The sequence below is a fragment of the Streptococcus cuniculi genome, assembly GCF_001921845.1.
Classification (GTDB): domain Bacteria; phylum Bacillota; class Bacilli; order Lactobacillales; family Streptococcaceae; genus Streptococcus; species Streptococcus cuniculi.
On record NZ_MSJM01000007.1, the window covers coordinates 33606 to 52044 of the forward strand.

The following is an 18439-nucleotide window of genomic DNA, read 5'->3' on the forward strand; positions in this document are numbered from 1 at the left end:
CCGCTATATATCTAGCATTAAATCTATGCTGCCGGTTTTTACCAGAATCTCTTTGACAACCTTTCGGACAATTGTAGTTTGCTCTACATAGCTACCCTCTATTAAGTTGAGCCTGCCTAACTCCTCTAATATCGTTTGTTTCCTTCTAGTAAGAAGTTCGTCATGATCAATCGCTAATTCTGATTCAAGTATGCTTTTTTGATTTTCTAATGCGAGCCTTCTTTTTTGTAAGTCATCTCTGTTTATAATTCCGTCAACATATAAATCGGTTAATCTATTTAATTTGGTTGCTATAGCTTGAATTTCCTGTTTTAACTCATCTTTATTTATATTTGGCTTTGTCACAACCTCTATATCGTTATTAAGTCTTAGTTGATTCAATTTAGAAATGATTGTAGCTTCCAATTCTGATTTATCATACTGCCTTGAATTACAGCGTTTTTTAGTGTCTTTAGAAAATCTATTTGCGCATTGATATTTTAATGGAGGATATGTTCCGTCTTTTCGCTTATGTGCAACATATATTCTCAAAGTAGAACCGCAATATCCGCATTTTAATAAACCCGATAGCATATATTTAGATTGAAAAGGTCGTGGATTATTCGTTCGAGAGAAAGTCTCATCTTGTCTCCGCCTCAATTCTACTTGTGCAAGTTTAAATTCCTCTTCGGATATAATCGGTTCATGTAAACCGTCATATAATTCTCCCTGATAGCGGATTTTACCCCAGTAAGTAGGATTTTTCAATATATCCTTAATTGTCGTTAAGCTCCATGGCTTTGAGCGTCCGACATGCCCCTCTGTATCCAAATCTGTTAAGATTTTTGATATGGGTTTTCCAGCTATATATTCAGAAAATATCCGTTTTACAATGACAGATTGTACAGGGTTGATGCTGACAACTTTATCTCCTTTTGATATCCGATAGCCGAATGGCGGGTTTGTCCACATCATCGAATGACCTGCCTTAGCTCGTCCCAGTTTGCCGAGTAGCATGCGCTCCTTGATTTGCTCTCTTTCAAGTTGAGCGAATACGCTAAGAATACCTACCATTGCCTTTCCAAAAGCTGTAGAAGTATCGAAGTTTTCAGCTAAGCTATAAAATGCTATATCATACTTATTGAATATTTCCTCAATTAGGTAAAGAGTATCTTTTTGACTACGGCTTAGTCGGTCTAACTTGTAAACTATGACAGTATCAAATTCTTTCTTCATTGCATCGTTTATCAGTCTTTCTAGCGCTGGTCTATTCGTGCTAGCACCAGAAAAACCACCGTCACTATAAACATCATAGATAGACCAATCTTTTATATCGCAGTACGCTTTTAATTTATTGATTTGTTCATCTATTGAGTAGCCTTCTTCCGCCTGAGAAATGGTTGAAACCCGCACGTAAATAGCTACTTTATTCGTTGCAATCATAGTAGTACCTCTTTCAAAATTTATAAAAAAATGATAAAATAGGTACAAGAAAAGAGTTCAAAAATAGTATCTTTTGAAAATCTTTCTTGTATTATCGCTCTACGCTCGGAGTCGCCAAACTTTGAGAGCGTAGGGCTTTTTTATTTCTTTTTATTCTTGAGGTGCTGCTCAAGAACCATTGCTATTCTAGCCTTGTCCTCTTCGGACATCGGAAGTTTACTTGGATCATCAACCGAAAATTCAATAGGGGTCATTTCTCCGTTCACCTCAATCCACTCTCTTCTGCGGTGGCATTTGCAGTCTAAATTATGGTGTATTACTTCCATTTCGTAATTGCACATAAAATTTATCCTCCTTATTAAATTTCAATCGGCGTAAAACTACCAATCACATCATAAATTTTAATATAGGTATCTTCTGCCGGCGGGTAGTCGATAAAAATATCGCTGTATTTCTTATTGAGTGATACCAGACGAAGTCCATCGTCTTCTGTATATACTTTCTTGAAGTAGGTCTGTCCGTTGTGGACCACAATACAGAGTTGACCGCTATAAGTTGACATACCTCTATCTACAATATAGAGCATGTCACCTGGTTCATACTTTGGCAACATACTATCTCCACGAACTCCGATTGCGTAATCGTAGTGAGGCGGTTCTTCGTCAGTATAGACGGTGTATGTATCGTAGTCATCTGCTTCATATCCACGACCAAAACCACTTGCGGCTGCTGCATAGGTCACACCTTGAACTTCGTATAAGTCATCTTCGCCATCGAACATAGAAACAACTTTATTTTGAGATTGTTCCTCTAATTGTTCTTTGGCAAAGTCAAGGACTTTTTCTTGCCGTGGTTCTTCGAGTCTATTGTAGATTGAGATGATTGGGGTATGGGATTCAGTATCAGTTTTGCTCCAACCCATAAAATAAGCAGGACTAGTATTGAGAGCAGAGGCTATCCTTTCTAAAGTCTCAGTTGGCATTTTTTCAATATCCCCTTTTTCATACCTAAATATGGTAGAGCGAGATACTCCTATTTTTTTAGCCAGCCAATCTGCGTTAAAACCTAGTTCAGTTCGACGGGCTTTTATTCTTTTTCCTACATTCATCTCACACCTCTTTATTGTTTTATAAATAGATTATACACCCTATGTCGCAAATTTGCAACAATTAAAATCGCAAAAAAGAGATTTTGTTGTTGACATTTCATTCTTTATGGTTTATACTTTAATCAACAAGTCGCAACAATGCGACTTGAAAGGAGAGCTACATGGTTGATATTTCAAAATTAAAAGGCAAGATTGTTGAGAAAAACACAACTCAAGAAGTTTTAGCGGATGAAATCGGCATCAATAGGAGCACATTTTATCGTAAAATGAAGCAAGGTGGGACTTTCTCGGTTAAAGAAGCTAATGATATTGTTTTGTCTTTAGGGTTATCCGACGAAGAAGCGTTATCTATTTTTTTTAACAAAAAAGTCGCGAAAATGCGACAGTCGTAGAAAGGAGCAATATGCAGGAACTAATAAACATTAACTTAAACGAGCGACAAGAGCCAGTTGTATCTGGTCGCCAGTTGCATCAAGCGTTAGGAGTGAAAACAGCCTATAAAGACTGGTTCCCTCGAATGGTAGAATACGGCTTTACAGAGTTTGAGGACTTTTGCTCAAATTTGAGCGAAAGTACAGGCGGTCGGCGAGCCGTTGACCACATCATCAAACTAGATATGGCTAAAGAAATCGCCATGATCCAACGCACCGAAAAAGGTAAGCAGGTTCGACAGTATTTCATTCAAGTAGAAAAGGATTTCAATAGTCCAGAGAAAATCATGGCAAGAGCCTTACTTATGGCAGATAAAAAAGTCCATCAGCTAGAGGCACAGATTGAAGCAGATAGACCAAAAGTACTGTTTGCTGAAGCAGTAGAAGCAAGTTCAACCTCTATTCTGATTGGAGATTTTGCAAAAATCTTACGACAAAAGGGATATGACATTGGACAAAATCGGCTATTTGCTTGGTTGCGTGAGAATGGCTTTCTTATTCGGAAGCGGGGCGAAAGCTACAATATGCCCACCAAACGAAGCATGGACATGAAACTATTTGAGGTCAAGGAACGTGTTCACCATGAGCCTAACGGCAGCATTCGTATCAGTAAGACAACTAAAATGACTGGTAAGGGTCAGATATATTTTAGTGATAAGTTCTTGAGCCAAGGTGTGGCAGTGGTGTAGGAGGGGATAAAAAGATGAAAGATAAACAAAAAGCGATAGCAGAGATTATCGAAAAACATTTTGAACAGTTAATTGAAGATATTCTAGCTCATTCCAAAACTTATCAAGAAGCCTTGTCAAGTGTATGGGATACACATGCTAATATCAAAGAAATAGGGGCGTTAGAAAGAATTATCCGAGACAATATTCGGAAACGCTCATTGAATCAAACAATAAAACCTAGCCTAAAAGACTAGGTTCAGAACATCTACACATTTAATCGGATATGTGCGACTTGTTCCAAATTGACAAGATGTCTATAATCGGTGTTCATTTCTACCAAATCCATAAAATTGTCGTGTTCAGTATATTTTTCGTAGATTTGAAAGAATGTCACTTTATCACCATTTGTAAAGGAAATAGTGATTGTACACGTCTCGTCATCTAATGAATCAATAATAAATTGTTTCATACGGCGCCTCCTTTCTGTCTTGATAATTTCATTATAGCACAGGAGAACAACAAACAATAGGAGTGATTATGGCTGAACTAGACCACAAACAGCGCTTGCTAGTTAATAACTGGCAAAAGAAATATCATCGTCTCAGCAATGTCTTTATCGACAGCTTGGTCGGTTTGACAGCGTGGGAGACGATACTTGCACTAGGAAACGCAAGGAAACAAATAGAAAAAGCCTGACGGCAATCAGGCTCAATAAAAAATATTTACGAGGTTATTCTATCATGAAAAAAGAAAAAACACAACAGGTACTTACAGTTCGGTGCTTTCTACCTGACGGGACCGAGGTCAATCCAGCAGATATAGTAATACCTAAAGAACATTCAGTTTATCAAACGTTGATAATGCTAAGTAAGAATAAAACGGAGAAAACAGCATGAAATTTATTGAGAAACTAAAAAAGTATTTCGAACTGGATACATTCGAAGAAGAGCAGTCGGATATTGTCTTGACGGATGTCAAGGAGTGGAAGCGGATTGCGCAAGAGAAGTATGAAGAAGCTATCTTGTATCAGGAACTTTACAATGAAGCGATGTGTGAAAATCATCGTTTGCGTAAGATGATTCAAACGATGGAAGAGATGAGAAAGGCGGGAGCGGATGTTAAGTGAGTTGTTAGGCGGAATTTGTGTTGTATCGCTGATTCTGGTGCTTTGTATGCTAGAAGCTCTCAAAGATATGATACGAGAGGAGAGAGCACGAAAGAGGCATAAACGAGAATTGCGGTTGCAGCGTGAGAAAGAGGAGTACGCGTTAGCTGTTCTTGCTGCTTACCAATCAAATGAGCGAGAAAGAATGCGTCAATCGCTCAATAACTGCAGAAGATTGATTTTGGATAGGAGGAGTTGATGGCTAAAACAAAGGTTTATTTTTGGCTCAAACTCGATAATAATTTCTTTGAAAATCTAGCGATTAAAAAAGCCATGAAGCTCCCCGGCGGGAAAGATATGATTCTGCTCTATCAGAGAATGATGTTAGCTTCATTGAGCACAGATGGCATCTTGTATTACGAAGGAACGTTAAACAACATCATAGAAGAAACAGCTACAAAGCTAGAAGAGACCGAGGAAAATGTAGCGATGACTGTCAGCTATTTTGAGAAGGCAGGTCTACTTCAAGTTGATAATGATATTTCTATGTTGCAGGTTCCTGCTCTCATTGCTCAAGAAACTGATTGGGCAAGATATAAGAGAAATCAGCGTGATAAACAGGCTCTATTGGACAATGTCCAAAAGTTGTCCAACACTCGTCCAATAGAGATAGAGAAAGAGATAGATATAGAGTTAGAGCTAGATAAAGATATAGAGCAAGAGAAAGAATTATCTAGTAGTAGTTGTATAAATAATAAAGAACTCATCCGAAAATTTGAAGAAGAGTTTGGGCGGCTATTATCGCCTCTTGAAATCGAAGAAATTCAAAAATGGGTGTCAGATGATGCGCATAGTCCAGAAGTGATTATGGAAGCAGTGAAAGAAGCTGTTTTCAAAGGCAAACCAAACTTGAAATACATTCAAGGGATATTGAGAAACTGGAAGAATGACAATCTGAACACCGTTGAACTGATTGAAGCTAAGCGTAGAGAGCGAGAGAATACTCATTTGCCAAAAAATGTGCCGGTTTCGGAGGATTTCAAAGAGGCGATGAATTATTGGAAGGATAAAGATTGATATGTACCTCATCAAAAATATAAATAAGGCTGACAAGAACTATATTCGGGCGGTGCAGATTGGTCCTACTGGTGTTGATATAACGTACGGTGTTGATCGTGTGGCAATTCATTTTGTATCATACGCGGTAGCATTGCTAGTGGCTCGCATGTTGTGGATTGTCAAAATTGGCAATATGGAGATTGAGGAGGAAAAACTTGAACAGACTTGATAGATTGTTTGCGATGCAATCGTGGTCGTGGGCCAACGATTGCCATTTGAGAATGTCGGAGAAAGTCAGGCTGATGTCTTTGTCTGATCAAGAATTTAAAGACGAGTTGGATAGAATGACTAAAGAAATAAAAGAAAGTAGGTATGTAAATGGACACGTTAATTGAATTTGCAAAAGAAGTTGGAATGGCTTTGATTTGGATTATGCTCGGTTATTTAGTCGGTGAGCGTAGCGCAAGAAAGGATAAAACTGATGATTAACAATGTAGTATTAGTTGGTCGCATGACGAGAGATGCGGAATTGAAATACACTCCGTCTAATCAAGCAGTTGCGACGTTTACGCTTGCGGTGAACCGTAATTTTAAAAATCAGAATGGTGAGCGGGAAGCGGATTTTATTAACGTGGTCATTTGGCGGCAGCAGGCTGAAAACTTGGCCAACTGGGCTAAAAAAGGTGCTTTGATTGGCGTGACCGGTCGGATTCAGACACGACATTATGAAAATCAGCAAGGGAAACGTGTCTATGTGACAGAAGTCATCGCGGATAGCTTCCAATTGTTAGAAAGTAGAGCAAAAGAAAATCAGGCAGCAAATCAGGCTTCGATGGCACAACATGCGCCATACTTTGGACCGACAACGCCAATGGATGTTTCAGATGATGACTTGCCATTTTAGGAGGAAAATATGACAGAAGGAATTTTTACAGGATTGAAACGTACAAGTTCAGCAGATTCTGCTGATGTGGTGATTGATATGAGCGGTGTACGAGCGTTAGAAAGTACATTGAATTACATTCGCTTTTTAGAAGATAAAAACAAGGAATTACGTGAACAAAATGATTTTCTTGAAGATGAGAAGCGTCGTTGTTATCTTGACATGAAGAAAGACGAGGAAACGATTGAGCGCTTGAAGCGTAGCAATCTCTATCTGACGCAGATTGTCATTGATTCATATAGCGAGTCTAAGCGGTCCAGTATGAATAGACGGAAGCTGGGAAGGAAGTGGCGTGCAAGATGAAGATTACAGTTGAAAAGGTGTGCGCAAACGGCTATAGATTGAAATCGGGTTATATTGAGCGGATTGTTACAACGAATAAATCGATTGATGATGTTGATGATTTTAAATATTGGTCTGAGCAGCAGCGCTATTATTTGACCATGAATCAATTTTTAATTATTGATCCAGAATGGCTAAATATGGTGATTGATGTTTACAATCAGCGTGATGAATTGCCGATATAAAAACGAGGAGAAAACAGATGAATAAACAGGAACTATTAAATAGAATTGATGAGCTACCGTCAAATCTAATTGGCAATAGGGTAGCAGTTGATAAAAGTAGTGTAGTGGAGTTGGTGAAACTACTCGACGAGCGCCCGAAAGTCAAAATCCCGCAGTTTGTTGCGGAATATTTAGAACAACAAAAACAGCGTGGGAAAAAATTATTTGATGCTCTATTTGGTGATAATAATGAGGCTATCATAGATTGGCTAAATATGAACAACAATGAGGAAATACTTGTTCGGGCTTGGCTTGACGGCTATGAGGTCGAGCAGGAGAAGTTGTACAAAGTTAAAATGGTTGGTTTGTACAAAGATGAACAAGTCTTACATCACTCATTTGAGGAAGATGTTTGGTATTTCAAATCTGATTTTAATGATGGTTTGAGGCATCAAAGAGATTCACGATACCACACCAAAAATGAACTCGAACAAGCAGGCTTTGGCGGTGTGTTTGATAATGATATGTTTGAAGTGGAGGAGGTAGACCATGGCTCATAGATGGGAGTTACCTTTAACATCTGAAGAGGCAAACAGCACAGGATATATACACGGAAATGCAAAGTCTCATCTTTTTAATTCAGAGACAGGTATGTCATATTGCAAAAAATATTGGCAAAAGCCTTACTACGCATCAGAAATAAAATACACAGGAAAAGATAGGGATTTCTGTAAAAAGTGTTTGAAAAAATATAAAAGGTTAGAGGAGGTTGAGTGATGATTGATAATTTTAAACAGAAATGTAATGGCATATATGGATGGTCTGTCAAAGATGGCAGAGTAGTACCTCCAACACATACATTTCCAAAAGCAGTAAAAGAACGCGCTGACTATTTCGCAGAAATGATGGAAGATGGTCTAACATTTCTAGGTTGTTTAGATTTTATCTTTAGCGATGAAAAGCCGGAACATTATGATTTTGGAGCTACTAAGGATTGGCTGCCAAAATCAAAGGCGTTCGAAGAATGGGAGAAAGGAATCGGAAGAGAAATGACATTCTCACACCAAGAAATGGCAATATACCTACTATTTCCGTTTTGGGAAGAGGTGGAATGATGAAAGTAATAAGAACGCCTGAAAAATTAGATGCTTTTGAGTGGACGGGTTCGACCGAGACATACAAAAAAATGAAAGAGTTATCTTCTGATTGTAAAGACAAACTATATATGCGAGATGGTCAATTGGTTGTGTACGACTATATGTTTGAAGAAGAGCAAAATGTGGAATTTGGAGATTTTATTGTATTCGAAGATGATAGAATCGAAATTTGTAAACCGTTCATATTTGATATCTTATATGAGGAGGTATCAAATGACTGACAAATTCAAACTGTCTTTAATCGTCTGTATTGCATTTTTAGTCGCAAGTGTGCTATTTCTCGCTCGCAGTATCGACCTGCTACAAGACCAGATTGACGGCATACGACAGCGCAACGAAATCATCACGCAGCAATTGCAAGAGATGAATAAGTATGTAAGGTATCCGGGAGGGTAAGAGTGGGGGTTAGCACGAGAATTGAAAGAATAGGAGAATAAAAATGGATAAAGTTTTAGAACAATTATCGAAATTATTGGGTGTTGGAACGGACGCTTTGGAAAAGGCTGTCAATTCAGTAGGTTCAAATTATCAAGAAGTGTATCAAACTCTTGTTCACGAAATGGCAATTAAGTCAGTTGCGGATAATTTTAGAATAGTGACAATTGTGTTATCAATCATAGGAATTGCCTATTATTTGCTGATAGGCGCAAACTACTACATAGAAGCTGACAAGGTTTATCCTAACAAAGACAACTTACAGCGATACAAAAAGCATGCTATTGGAGTGTCTAAAATATTTATACCTCTTTATCTTGCATCACTTTTGTTTATCAGCCTATCACCGTTATTGTATCCAAATTTGAATCTGATTCTTGAATTGCTTAATAAAGCAGGAGGTTAGAATGAATAGGCGACAATTTAAGGAGGGTGAAGATGACCATAGCTGAGAAAATCGAGTATATTTTACAAGTCACGTATTGGACACAACAGCAACTAGCGGATAAAATCGGTGTAAAACAGACTACAATTTCAAAGTGGAAGCGTGGTCGAGTTGTCAGAGATAAGTATATTGACAAAATCGAACAACTCTACAATCAAGCTCGCAGATTGCAGTGGGATAGAGAGCAGCTGAAGCCGAAGCCAATACCGAAGCAAAAGGTGGTAGGCGAAGTGTTGTCTGAACGCGGGAAGATTGTACTGATTTTTCCGTGGTATAGTTATCAAAAGAAAAGGAGGTGATTGCTTGAGACGAAAGATTATTACTTCAAAGCAGTTAACTGCACTTGATGATGAGCTTTTTGGTTACAAGGATGTTGACAGAGCAATTAGAATCAGACGCGAGGAGCTATCTAGCAATAACTCTACTGATACGAATATCGGAGGTAGTAAATCGGGACATATATCAAAAGTTCCAGAAACGCTAACAGTTCGTTTCGCTTCTGATATTCGACTGAAGAATCTTGAGCTGTATAAAGAAACAGTTGAGAAGTTGTATGAAAACTTGACAGAAGAACAAAGAGAAATTTTTGAACTACGCTGGATAAAGGCCGATTACAGCTGGAAGGACATTGCACAAATGATCCATGTTAGCATACCAACAATTTATAGAAAGCGAGATAGGATATTAGAGAAATATGATGACCTAAAAGGAAATTAAAAAATGAGAATTTAGGGTACTTGTATTCTCACTAAAAATGATTTATTATGATATTATGAAAATCGAGTAAAGAAAAAGCAGGACGAATTGTTCTGCTTTTTGCATTCCCAAAAAAGAAAGGAGGTAGAGTGGATGAATTTGGTAGAACCTATTCGAGACAAAGATGACATTCAGGCAATGAAGGATTATTTGAAAGAATGGAACGATAGGAACTATATGCTATTTATGGTTGGAATCAATTCAGGATTTAGAATTAGCGACATTGTAAAACTAAAGGTTAAGGACGTTCAGGGCTGGCACTTCAAAATCAAAGAGCAGAAAACTGGCAAGATTATCAGACGGAAAATGCCTAGACCTTTAAAGAATGAGTTGGCGAGATATACAGAAGGCAAACCACTTCATCACTACCTCTTCCAAAGTCGCAAAGGCAAGAATCAGCCAATCACAAGACAGGCTGCATATCTCATTATCAAAACGGCTGCGGAAGATTTGGGAATAGAGAATGTCGGTACACATACGATGCGCAAGACATTTGGCTATCACTACTATGAGAAATACAAAGATGTTGCGTCGCTGATGGAGATGTTCAATCATGCAAGCCCTGCTATTACATTGCGGTATATCGGGAAGCGACAAGAACAACTTGACTTAAGTATGGCGAAGTTCTCGCTATAGTTTTTTTATTTTCAACATATCAATTTGACATAACGAGGTTGGAGTAAATTCAAAAAAATAAGCTCTTGAAAAACCAATTAAATCAATAGGTTTGATAAAGTGGCGAAATATACAGAATATAAGATATGACAAGTTCGACAGTAAAATTGGTATATATAGTTTATAGGAAATATGCAACATGGTATATAAACAAGTCAGAAAGACTTTGAAATCGAAAAAGTGGAGTAAGTTCCGCGAAAGGATTTTGAAAAGAGATAACTATCTCTGTCAGGAGAGTTTGCGATTTGGAGAAAGAGTTCAAGCTGAAATGGTTCATCATATCTATCCCGTTAGCGAGTATCCTGAACTAGAGTTCGTCAAATGGAACTGTATTTCATTGACAAATCAGAAGCACAACACGTTCCATGACAGAAAAAATGATTCTATTGTCGGCAACGGAAAAATTTGGCAAAAACGATTTAAACGACAATTTCAGAAATTTTATCAAGAGAAAAATTTTATCCCCCCCACTTAAAAATTTTTTCAAAATGGATTTGGGGTACCGAGGAAGGGGACTTTTTCCAAATCGGGGGCTTTTTAAAATGAAAAGGGGTAAAAACTCGCATGTTCTTTAGAAAGGGGTGAGATTTTGGCTAGACCTATCACAAAGAAATCAATCGTGTCAAAGGTCAAAAAAACAATGAATGAACTCGGGACCTATCGCAAGGAATTTGACCAGGTCATCGAAGTTTATTCAGGTATGTTGTTTCAGTATCAAGAATACGAAAAGCAACATGCCGAAGCTGGCTACCCAGTCACAGAAATCTATGTGAATAACGCAGGAGCTGAGAACGAGCGGAAAGTTCCGATTATTTCAGTAATGGAAACATTAAGAAAAGACATCTTGTCTTACTCAAATCAGCTAATGCTGAACCCGAAAGCGCTTGGTGAATCGTTTGAAAAAGACGACAAGGAATCACCTTTAAAGGCTGTCTTTGCACGACAACCAAAACGAGGTGGTCCTCATGGATAATCTAACAAGAGCGAAAAAATATGCTGAACGTGTCATCAGCGGTGACATTGTAGCCTGCAAGGAAACTATCTTAGCTGCGAAGCGATTTTTTAAAGACTTGAAAAATCCAGCTTACGAATTAGATTTGGATATGGTTGATTTTGCGGTTGATTTTATCGAAAATGCGATTGTTCATCAACAAGGCGATGATAAGTTCGGGATCTCTATTCGTGATAAGCCGTTAGTCTTGCAGGATTGGCAGCAATTCGTTGTTTTGAATTTGTTTGGTTTTTATCATGCAGGGACTGGTATCCGTCGTTTCAAAGAAGCACTGATTATGCTTGCGCGGAAGAACGGGAAAACGGCATTTACTGCTGCGCTTACGATAACTTTCTCGCTGATGGACCGTTTAAGTGGTTCAAAGGCTTATGTAGTCGCAAATAGTATCAAGCAGGCGATGGAGGCGTTCAGTTTTATTCAGTACAATGTCAAACGCTGGAAAGATAGCCATATCAAAATCAAGGATAATAACGCAGAGCATTCGATTGCTGGTGATTATGGTGTCGAGGGCTCTTTTTATATCAATGCTCTTGCGAATGATGAAAGTCGCCTTGATTCATTGAATGGTAATGTGATTATCATTGATGAAGCGCACACGATGAAGAATTCGAAAAAATATGGCTTGATGAAAAAAACGCAAAGTGCGTATACGAATAAAATTCTATTCGTGATTTCAACTGCGGGAGATATTCCGACAGGATTTCTGGCAAATCGTCTGAAATATTGTAAAAAGGTACTTGAGGGAATCGTGGAAGACGAATCCCTTTTTATGTTCATCTGCAAAGCTGATCAAAATAAAGAGGGGGATGTCGTTGACTATACGAATGAAGATGTATTAAAGATGGCAAATCCTTCCTGGGGTGTGACAGTATCGCTTCAGGATTTGAAAGAAGAAGCAATGCAGGCCATGAACGACCCTCAGACACGCAATGAGTTCTTGAACAAGACGTTGAATGTGTTCACAAATAGCATGAACGCATACTTTAACGTTGACGAGTTTATCGCAAGCGATGATGAGTATGATTGGTCTCTTGAAGAACTGGCCAAGTTGCCAATCCGTTGGTATGGCGGGGCGGACTTGTCAAAGTTACACGATTTGACAGCTGCGGCTCTATATGGTCGCTATGTTAAAGATGGGCGAGAGATTGATATTTGTATTACGCATGCTTTCTTTCCAATCGTGAATGCACACAAGAAGGCAAACGATGATGGAATTCCGTTGTTCGGCTGGAAAGATGATGGCTGGTTAACTATGAGCAATACGCCGACGGTTTTGTATGACGACATTGTCAACTGGTTTTTGAAGATGCGCAAAATGGGCTTTACGATTCCTAAAATCGGTTTTGACCGTAAATTTGGTCGCGAGTTTTACCTGAAAATGCGAAAGGCAGGTATCAAGGTCGTGGACATGCCTCAATACTTTTGGAGGAAGTCAGAAGGTTTTCGTCGCATCGAGATGAAAGTCAAGAACAAGGAGTTTTACTACTGTCATAGTGAAGCCTTTGAGTATTGCGTCGCAAATGTTAGAGCCATTGAAAAGACTGACGACATGATCCAATATGAAAAATTGGACGGCGACGGCGGAAAACAGCGTATTGATTTGTTTGACGCGGCGGTATTTGCTGCGTGTCAATGTTTGGAAGAGTTGAGGTAAAAAATGAATTTGATTGACAAAATTTTTCGGCGAAATAAAACGCCAACGATAAAACTGGTGGACAACAGGGATTTTTCGGCGCTGGTTAGTGATACGTATATTCCTCTTGATCGCAATCCAGATGTTCAAATCTGCGTGAATCGCATTGCGGATTTAGTGTCAAACATGACAATATATCTGATGGAGAACACAGAAAAAGGGGACAGACGGGTCGTCAATGAGCTGTCTCGTAAGATTGATATTGAACCATGTCAAAATATGACACGGAAAAACTGGATATTTAAAATCGTTCAGGACCTTTTGTTGAATGGCGACGGAAATTCTATTGTTCATGTGAGTATGACAAGCGACGGCTATATCAAGAATTTAACGCCATTTCCGATGAACCAGGTATCGTATCGTTATACGAACAATGATTCGTACACGATTCTCTACGATAATCAAGAGTACAAGTCAGATGAGGTGTTACATTTCGCTATCAATCCTGATCCAGAAAATTATTTCTTGGGGCGTGGATATCGCCCACAATTGAGGGAAATTGTTGCCAATCTTAATCAGGCAACAAAAACTAAAAGTGACTTCATGCGCAGCAGAAGTTTGCCAAATCTGATTATAAAAGTAGATGCCTTTAGCGAAAAACTACAGAACGCTGAAGGGCGTGAAGAGCTACTAGACCGCTATTTTAAAGCGAGTAAAGCAGGCGAGCCACTGCTTGTCTCCGAGGAAATGTTCGACATTGAGCAGGTCAAACCGCTCACGCTAAAAGACATCGCCATCAACGAATCTGTAGAGATTGATAAAAAGACTGTTGCGGGAATTTTTGGAGTTCCTGCTTTTATTTTGGGAGTTGGTTCGTTTGACAAAGATGAATACAACAACTTTATTACAAATCGCATTATGTCTCTTGCGCAAAACATTGCACAGACACTAACGCGGGATTTGCTGGTGAGTCCAAATTTGTATTTCAAGTTCAATTCTCGCTCTCTATATGCCTACAATTTATCGGAGATTGTGAGTGTAGGGGTACAGATGATTGATAGAAATGCAATGAGACGAAACGAGCTTCGTGGGTGGATAGACCTTCCGCCAGACGATGAAATGGAGCAGTTGTTGGTACTTGAAAACTACCTGCCTGCTGAAAAATTAGGTGATCAAAAGAAATTGAAAGGAGTTGATGATATAGATGAAACATCAGAAGCGTGAATGTTATCGTAGCGCTGATTTTCAAACAAGGGAAGATTCTGAGACGGCTGAAAAGGTTTTATCTGGCTACTTTATCAAGTTTGAGGAAGAGACAGAGATTTTTCCGGGATATTTTGAAGTGATTGACAAGCAGTCGCTTGATGGTGTGCTTGAAAATTCAGATATTCGAGCCTTATTCAATCACGATACATCACTTGTTCTTGGGCGAACTGGTAACGGAACATTTATTCCTGAAGTTGATGAAATCGGTTTACGAGGCGACATTGTCATCAATCAAGATGACCCTGACGCAATTGGCGCATACGCTCGCGTTAAGCGGGGAGATGTGGTTGGGTGCAGTTTTGGCTTTATTCCAACAAAAATTGATACTCAACAGCGAGAAGATGGGTCTGTGATTGACCGCATTTTAAAAATGGAATTGCTTGAGGTTAGTCCATGCACATTCCCAGCATACCCTAAAACGGAAATTGCAGCTCGTAATAAAGATTACGAGGCTTCGAAAATGGAACTGCTGAATCGCAGGAAAAATGAACTAAAGGAGAAATATCAACGATGAATAAAAATGTAATTTTAGGCGCTAAACTTCACTTACGCGAGCAATCACTTGCAGATATACAAGTCGCACTTGATGATATTCAAGAGCGGACAGCAGCGGCACTTCGTGCGGTTGATGAAGCGCAAACGGAAGTTGAGCTTGATGAAGCGGATAAAACGCTTGAAGAGCTTCAAAGTGAACTTGATGAAAAGCAATCCGAAAAAGCAAAACTCGAAGAGGAAATCGCAAGCATTAAAGCGGAACTTGAAGAGTTGAAAGATAAGACCCCAAAACAAACTGAAAAAGGAGAAAGAAAAATGGGCAAAAACATCGAAGTACGTAGCAAACTGAACGCATTTATCCGTTCGGAAGGAACCGAAAAAGAAGGTTTGAAGACGGTTGACGGAGGCGCGCTGATTCCCAATGAACTTTTGGCCCCGCAGAAAGAACCAGCAAAAGAAAAGAGCTTGTTGTCCCTAGTTAATGTTGTAAAAGTTACTTCAGGTTCAGGTAAATATCCAGTTCTTAGTAAGTCTGGCAAGAAGATGAACAGCGTTGCAGAACTTGCGAAAAATCCCGAGCTTGCAAAACCAAAAATCAAAAACGTTTCATACGATATTGAGACGTACCGTGGAAGCATTCCGATTTCCCAAGAGTTACTAGATGATGCTGACTACGACATCATGGACCTTGTCCTCGAAGATGCCCAGGATCAAGCGGAAAACACGAAAGAATACGAGATTGCAACAATCTTGAAGACAGCAACTGCGAAATCTGCCGCAGGATTTGACGGATTGAAAGATGTTATCAATAGCATCAAATCTGTTTACAATGTCAGTCTTGTCGTGACCGATAGCATGTTTGCAGCAATGGATAAAGTCAAAGACAAAATCGGCAAGTACAGTTTGCAACCAGATGTTACTTCGCCAACAGGATATTCATTTGGCGGTCGTCATATCTACACTGTAGAAGATACAGTTTTCGGAGAGGAAGGGGATATGAAGGCGTTTGTTGGCGATGTCAAAGAGTTTGTGACATTGTTTGATCGCTTACAGCTTACTTTGAAATGGATTGATAGTGAAATTTATGGTCAACTTATAGGAATCTATGTTCGCTTCGATACTCAGAAGACCGATGAGAAAGCTGGTTACTTTGTGACATATACTGATGTTGCTGAATAATCGGAGGTGGATATATGAGCTATAAAGTTATTCGCTCATTCGCCGATGGAACAGACAAGGGAGCCGACTATCCAAACGGCTTTCTTTATTCTGTCGGGGACGTATATCCCCGTAGCGGTTATGAGCCGAGTGAAGATTTTTTACAATCATTGTTGAACGGAAGGAATACAACAGGGTCTATCTTTATTGCGTATGATGAAGAACCACCAATCGACGTTCAAGAAGCGGCGCAAGAGACGCCCAAAATTGAAAAAAAGACAAGGAGTCGCAAGAAAAAAGATGAAGTAGGTGAGTAGTATGGACAATTACAAGCTACTAGAGCTTCTAAAACTAAAACTTGGAATCTCAACGGATTTACGTGATAAATTTCTGAAAAGTTTGTTATCAGCGGTTGAGTCTGAAATCGAAAACGTTTTGGGAATAACGCTTGACAACAACAGAACGGATCACACTCATTTCATCGTTGACTATGCGTATCATCGTTACACGAATCGAGAGAGTGCGTCGATTCCTCGTCATTTGCAATGGAGAATGCACAATCTAGCACTTGAAGCAAAGGAGGACGAACATGTGGAATGATGCAGTTGTTCTTATTGAGCGGATAGAGACAGGACTTGATTCGCTGAGACAGCCTATTTTTAGCGAATGGGAAACATTTGCTTTATGTAATATCCGTTCTGTTAGCCGCTCGGAATTTTATCAAGCGTCAAAGACTGATAATCGTCCGAGCCTTGTGATTGAAATGCACAAATACGAGTATGACAATCAACCAATCGCCCTTGTCAACGGCAAACGACACAAAGTATTGAAGACTTATAGCATAGACTTCGAGACAATCGAGTTGACGCTTGAAGAGGTGCTGTGATGGTAAGTACAAGTGATCTATCTCGTGAACTGGCCAAAGCACTTGCGGAATATTCAGAAGAGGTTGACAATGCGACAGATGAGCTTGCGAAAGCGACAGCAGACAAAGCAGTCAGCACGTTGAAGACGACAAGTCCGCGTAAAACATCAAAGTACGCAAGGCACTGGAAGGTTACCAAAAATAAGAAAGGAAATTATGTTGTCCATAATGCTCCACAAACTTATAGACTTACACATTTGCTTGAGAATAGTCATCTATTGCGAAATGGCGGGCGCAGCAGGGCGCAACCTCACATTGCACCAGTAGAAGAAATGGTCATCAAGGCAATGACAGAAGGCATAGAAAGGGTGATTCGTTGATGGAACTTCACGAGTTTGCTAGTTTGCTTACGCAGACTGATTTGCTGGTACAGTATCATTCGTTTAAAAAAGGCGATGCCCCCAATCCTCCATATATCGTCTATACGGCGATTAAGCCTGAAACGGTGAGAGGTGACAATGAACGATACTATCAAATCGATACTGTATTAGTCGAATTAGTGACTGATTTGAAAGATTTAGATTTAGAACGAATCTTAGAGAGTTTGTTCGATGAAAACAAACTCTTTTATGAAATCGAAGACGAAAGTCACATTGAAACAGAGGAGCTCTTCGTGAAGAGTTACTTAGTCTATTTATATTAAAAAGGAGAAAACCATGGTTGAAAATAAAGTTACTTTTGGACTTGAAAATGTCCACTGGGTAGAGATTGAAAGCGAAGATGTGAACGGCTTGCCGAAATATGCAACAAAAGTTAAACGGCTTCCAGGAGCAATCGAACTCACGATTGACCCGTCAGGGGATTCAAACCCTCTGAAAGCGGACAACATCAATTACTATATCTCAGAAAGCAATGACGGCTACAGCGGTAAGCTCAAGATTGCGAATTTGAAAAATGAATTTTGTGAGATTGTTTTGGGTGAGAAACTGGACCCGACTACGAAAGTCATGACAGAGGTATCAAATGCAATTAAGAAGAATATTGCGTTGATGTTCCAAATTGAAGGAGATGTGAAAGCCATCCGCCATGTATTGTACAATGTTGCGATTCAACGTCCGCCTGTTGGTTCAGGCACGAAAGATGGCGGGAATGTCAACACTCCTGAATTGAGTTTTGACGCTTCACCACGGCCAGTTGATAAAGTCGTCAAACGACGCACAACGGAAGAAACACCAAAAGATGTGTACGATAAGTGGTTCGAAAAACCATACGAGCCAGAAGTAGTATCTGACTAGGA

Annotated in this window: 36 protein-coding genes; 32 read left to right on the forward strand and 4 right to left on the reverse strand. The window is 39.3% G+C overall.

Features of this window, described 5'->3' with window-relative positions:
• Positions 1-3 precede the first annotated feature (3 nt).
• The 3 genes from BU202_RS08055 to BU202_RS08065 all read right to left on the reverse strand — a co-directional run bounded on the left by BU202_RS08055 (position 4) and on the right by BU202_RS08065 (position 2530).
• A complete protein-coding gene (locus BU202_RS08055) occupies positions 4-1422 on the reverse strand; it encodes a recombinase family protein (RefSeq protein WP_075105273.1) in 1419 nt (472 codons plus the stop codon).
• A 140-nt stretch (positions 1423-1562) separates the two neighbouring features.
• Positions 1563-1763 carry a hypothetical protein gene (locus BU202_RS08060; RefSeq protein ID WP_075105274.1) on the reverse strand — a complete coding sequence of 67 codons (201 nt, stop codon included), beginning with the start codon at positions 1761-1763 and terminating at the stop codon, positions 1563-1565.
• A 17-nt stretch (positions 1764-1780) separates the two neighbouring features.
• Positions 1781-2530 (reverse strand): XRE family transcriptional regulator, encoded by a 750-nt coding sequence (locus BU202_RS08065; RefSeq protein ID WP_075105275.1) that lies wholly within the window; start codon positions 2528-2530, stop codon positions 1781-1783.
• A 161-nt stretch (positions 2531-2691) separates the two neighbouring features.
• Between BU202_RS08065 and BU202_RS08070 the strand changes: the two genes are divergently transcribed.
• Genes BU202_RS08070 through BU202_RS08080 form a run of 3 tightly spaced genes read left to right on the forward strand, consistent with a single transcriptional unit; the run spans position 2692 to position 3886 of the window.
• Positions 2692-2922 (forward strand): phage repressor protein, encoded by a 231-nt coding sequence (locus BU202_RS08070; protein WP_075105276.1) that lies wholly within the window; start codon positions 2692-2694, stop codon positions 2920-2922.
• An 11-nt stretch (positions 2923-2933) separates the two neighbouring features.
• On the forward strand, positions 2934-3650 hold the full coding sequence (locus BU202_RS08075; RefSeq protein ID WP_075105277.1) for a phage antirepressor KilAC domain-containing protein: 717 nt from the start codon (positions 2934-2936) through the stop codon (positions 3648-3650).
• A 14-nt stretch (positions 3651-3664) separates the two neighbouring features.
• The gene (locus BU202_RS08080; protein ID WP_075105278.1) at positions 3665-3886 is read left to right on the forward strand and encodes a hypothetical protein; all 222 of its coding nucleotides are present in this window, start codon (positions 3665-3667) and stop codon (positions 3884-3886) included.
• A gap of 11 nt (positions 3887-3897) precedes the next feature.
• On the opposite strand, the gene BU202_RS08085 is transcribed toward BU202_RS08080, so the two are convergent.
• Positions 3898-4101 (reverse strand): hypothetical protein, encoded by a 204-nt coding sequence (locus BU202_RS08085; RefSeq protein WP_075105279.1) that lies wholly within the window; start codon positions 4099-4101, stop codon positions 3898-3900.
• Between the two features lie 68 nt (positions 4102-4169).
• On the opposite strand from BU202_RS08085, the gene BU202_RS10565 reads away from it, so the two are divergent.
• The 29 genes from BU202_RS10565 to BU202_RS08230 all read left to right on the forward strand — a co-directional run bounded on the left by BU202_RS10565 (position 4170) and on the right by BU202_RS08230 (position 18437).
• Positions 4170-4328, forward strand: coding sequence for a hypothetical protein (locus tag BU202_RS10565; RefSeq protein ID WP_167364750.1), 159 nt, complete (start codon positions 4170-4172; stop codon positions 4326-4328).
• 44 nt (positions 4329-4372) lie between these two features.
• On the forward strand, positions 4373-4528 hold the full coding sequence (locus tag BU202_RS10780; RefSeq protein ID WP_425274624.1) for a BOW99_gp33 family protein: 156 nt from the start codon (positions 4373-4375) through the stop codon (positions 4526-4528).
• Entirely contained in the window at positions 4525-4758 is a 234-nt protein-coding gene (locus BU202_RS08090; RefSeq protein ID WP_075105280.1) for a hypothetical protein, read from the forward strand. Before BU202_RS10780 ends, BU202_RS08090 begins: the two co-directional genes overlap by 4 nt.
• 237 nt (positions 4759-4995) lie before the next feature.
• Complete coding sequence (locus BU202_RS08100; protein WP_075105282.1) at positions 4996-5814, forward strand: DnaD domain protein; 819 nt, start codon at positions 4996-4998, stop codon at positions 5812-5814.
• Between the two features lies 1 nt (position 5815).
• Positions 5816-6025: a hypothetical protein gene (locus BU202_RS08105; RefSeq protein WP_075105283.1), complete on the forward strand. Its 210-nt coding sequence runs from the start codon at positions 5816-5818 to the stop codon at positions 6023-6025.
• Between the two features lie 252 nt (positions 6026-6277).
• Entirely contained in the window at positions 6278-6700 is a 423-nt protein-coding gene (ssb, locus tag BU202_RS08115; RefSeq protein ID WP_075105285.1) for a single-stranded DNA-binding protein, read from the forward strand.
• 9 nt (positions 6701-6709) lie between these two features.
• Positions 6710-7042, forward strand: a complete 333-nt coding sequence (locus BU202_RS08120) for an FtsB/FtsL family cell division protein (protein WP_244149038.1) — start codon at positions 6710-6712, stop codon at positions 7040-7042.
• The gene (locus BU202_RS08125) at positions 7027-7266 is read left to right on the forward strand and encodes a hypothetical protein (RefSeq protein ID WP_142354774.1); all 240 of its coding nucleotides are present in this window, start codon (positions 7027-7029) and stop codon (positions 7264-7266) included. Before BU202_RS08120 ends, BU202_RS08125 begins: the two co-directional genes overlap by 16 nt.
• Before the next feature lie 17 nt (positions 7267-7283).
• On the forward strand, positions 7284-7805 hold the full coding sequence (locus tag BU202_RS08130; RefSeq protein WP_075105287.1) for a DUF1642 domain-containing protein: 522 nt from the start codon (positions 7284-7286) through the stop codon (positions 7803-7805).
• Positions 7795-8022: a hypothetical protein gene (locus BU202_RS08135; protein ID WP_075105288.1), complete on the forward strand. Its 228-nt coding sequence runs from the start codon at positions 7795-7797 to the stop codon at positions 8020-8022. The genes BU202_RS08130 and BU202_RS08135 overlap by 11 nt, the downstream gene beginning before the upstream one ends.
• Complete coding sequence (locus tag BU202_RS08140) at positions 8022-8360, forward strand: hypothetical protein (protein WP_075105289.1); 339 nt, start codon at positions 8022-8024, stop codon at positions 8358-8360. Before BU202_RS08135 ends, BU202_RS08140 begins: the two co-directional genes overlap by 1 nt.
• Positions 8357-8623: a hypothetical protein gene (locus BU202_RS08145; protein WP_075105290.1), complete on the forward strand. Its 267-nt coding sequence runs from the start codon at positions 8357-8359 to the stop codon at positions 8621-8623. Before BU202_RS08140 ends, BU202_RS08145 begins: the two co-directional genes overlap by 4 nt.
• Positions 8616-8798, forward strand: a complete 183-nt coding sequence (locus BU202_RS08150) for a hypothetical protein (protein WP_075105291.1) — start codon at positions 8616-8618, stop codon at positions 8796-8798. Before BU202_RS08145 ends, BU202_RS08150 begins: the two co-directional genes overlap by 8 nt.
• Positions 8799-8841: 43 nt before the next feature.
• A complete protein-coding gene (locus tag BU202_RS08155; RefSeq protein ID WP_075105292.1) occupies positions 8842-9243 on the forward strand; it encodes a hypothetical protein in 402 nt (133 codons plus the stop codon).
• Between the two features lie 32 nt (positions 9244-9275).
• Positions 9276-9581 (forward strand): helix-turn-helix domain-containing protein, encoded by a 306-nt coding sequence (locus tag BU202_RS08160; protein ID WP_075105293.1) that lies wholly within the window; start codon positions 9276-9278, stop codon positions 9579-9581.
• 4 nt (positions 9582-9585) lie between these two features.
• Positions 9586-9999, forward strand: a complete 414-nt coding sequence (locus BU202_RS08165; protein ID WP_075105294.1) for a DUF722 domain-containing protein — start codon at positions 9586-9588, stop codon at positions 9997-9999.
• Positions 10000-10131: 132 nt separating this feature from the next.
• Positions 10132-10674, forward strand: a complete 543-nt coding sequence (locus BU202_RS08170) for a site-specific integrase (RefSeq protein WP_075105295.1) — start codon at positions 10132-10134, stop codon at positions 10672-10674.
• A 178-nt stretch (positions 10675-10852) separates the two neighbouring features.
• Positions 10853-11188, forward strand: a complete 336-nt coding sequence (locus BU202_RS08175) for an HNH endonuclease (RefSeq protein WP_075105296.1) — start codon at positions 10853-10855, stop codon at positions 11186-11188.
• A gap of 144 nt (positions 11189-11332) precedes the next feature.
• Positions 11333-11686: a P27 family phage terminase small subunit gene (locus BU202_RS08180; protein WP_244149039.1), complete on the forward strand. Its 354-nt coding sequence runs from the start codon at positions 11333-11335 to the stop codon at positions 11684-11686.
• On the forward strand, positions 11679-13379 hold the full coding sequence (locus BU202_RS08185) for a terminase large subunit (protein WP_075105298.1): 1701 nt from the start codon (positions 11679-11681) through the stop codon (positions 13377-13379). Before BU202_RS08180 ends, BU202_RS08185 begins: the two co-directional genes overlap by 8 nt.
• Positions 13380-13382: 3 nt before the next feature.
• The gene (locus BU202_RS08190; RefSeq protein ID WP_075105299.1) at positions 13383-14582 is read left to right on the forward strand and encodes a phage portal protein; all 1200 of its coding nucleotides are present in this window, start codon (positions 13383-13385) and stop codon (positions 14580-14582) included.
• Positions 14563-15138 carry an HK97 family phage prohead protease gene (locus BU202_RS08195; protein WP_075105300.1) on the forward strand — a complete coding sequence of 192 codons (576 nt, stop codon included), beginning with the start codon at positions 14563-14565 and terminating at the stop codon, positions 15136-15138. The genes BU202_RS08190 and BU202_RS08195 overlap by 20 nt, the downstream gene beginning before the upstream one ends.
• Positions 15135-16298 (forward strand): phage major capsid protein, encoded by a 1164-nt coding sequence (locus BU202_RS08200; RefSeq protein ID WP_075105301.1) that lies wholly within the window; start codon positions 15135-15137, stop codon positions 16296-16298. Before BU202_RS08195 ends, BU202_RS08200 begins: the two co-directional genes overlap by 4 nt.
• A 14-nt stretch (positions 16299-16312) precedes the next feature.
• On the forward strand, positions 16313-16594 hold the full coding sequence (locus BU202_RS08205) for a hypothetical protein (protein WP_075105302.1): 282 nt from the start codon (positions 16313-16315) through the stop codon (positions 16592-16594).
• Position 16595: 1 nt separating this feature from the next.
• A complete protein-coding gene (locus BU202_RS08210) occupies positions 16596-16877 on the forward strand; it encodes a head-tail connector protein (RefSeq protein WP_075105303.1) in 282 nt (93 codons plus the stop codon).
• Entirely contained in the window at positions 16867-17163 is a 297-nt protein-coding gene (locus BU202_RS08215) for a phage head-tail adapter protein (protein ID WP_075105304.1), read from the forward strand. The genes BU202_RS08210 and BU202_RS08215 overlap by 11 nt, the downstream gene beginning before the upstream one ends.
• On the forward strand, positions 17163-17522 hold the full coding sequence (locus tag BU202_RS08220; protein WP_075105305.1) for an HK97 gp10 family phage protein: 360 nt from the start codon (positions 17163-17165) through the stop codon (positions 17520-17522). Before BU202_RS08215 ends, BU202_RS08220 begins: the two co-directional genes overlap by 1 nt.
• Positions 17522-17845, forward strand: coding sequence for a hypothetical protein (locus tag BU202_RS08225; protein WP_075105306.1), 324 nt, complete (start codon positions 17522-17524; stop codon positions 17843-17845). Before BU202_RS08220 ends, BU202_RS08225 begins: the two co-directional genes overlap by 1 nt.
• A gap of 13 nt (positions 17846-17858) precedes the next feature.
• Entirely contained in the window at positions 17859-18437 is a 579-nt protein-coding gene (locus tag BU202_RS08230; RefSeq protein WP_075105307.1) for a major tail protein, read from the forward strand.
• Positions 18438-18439 lie beyond the last annotated feature (2 nt).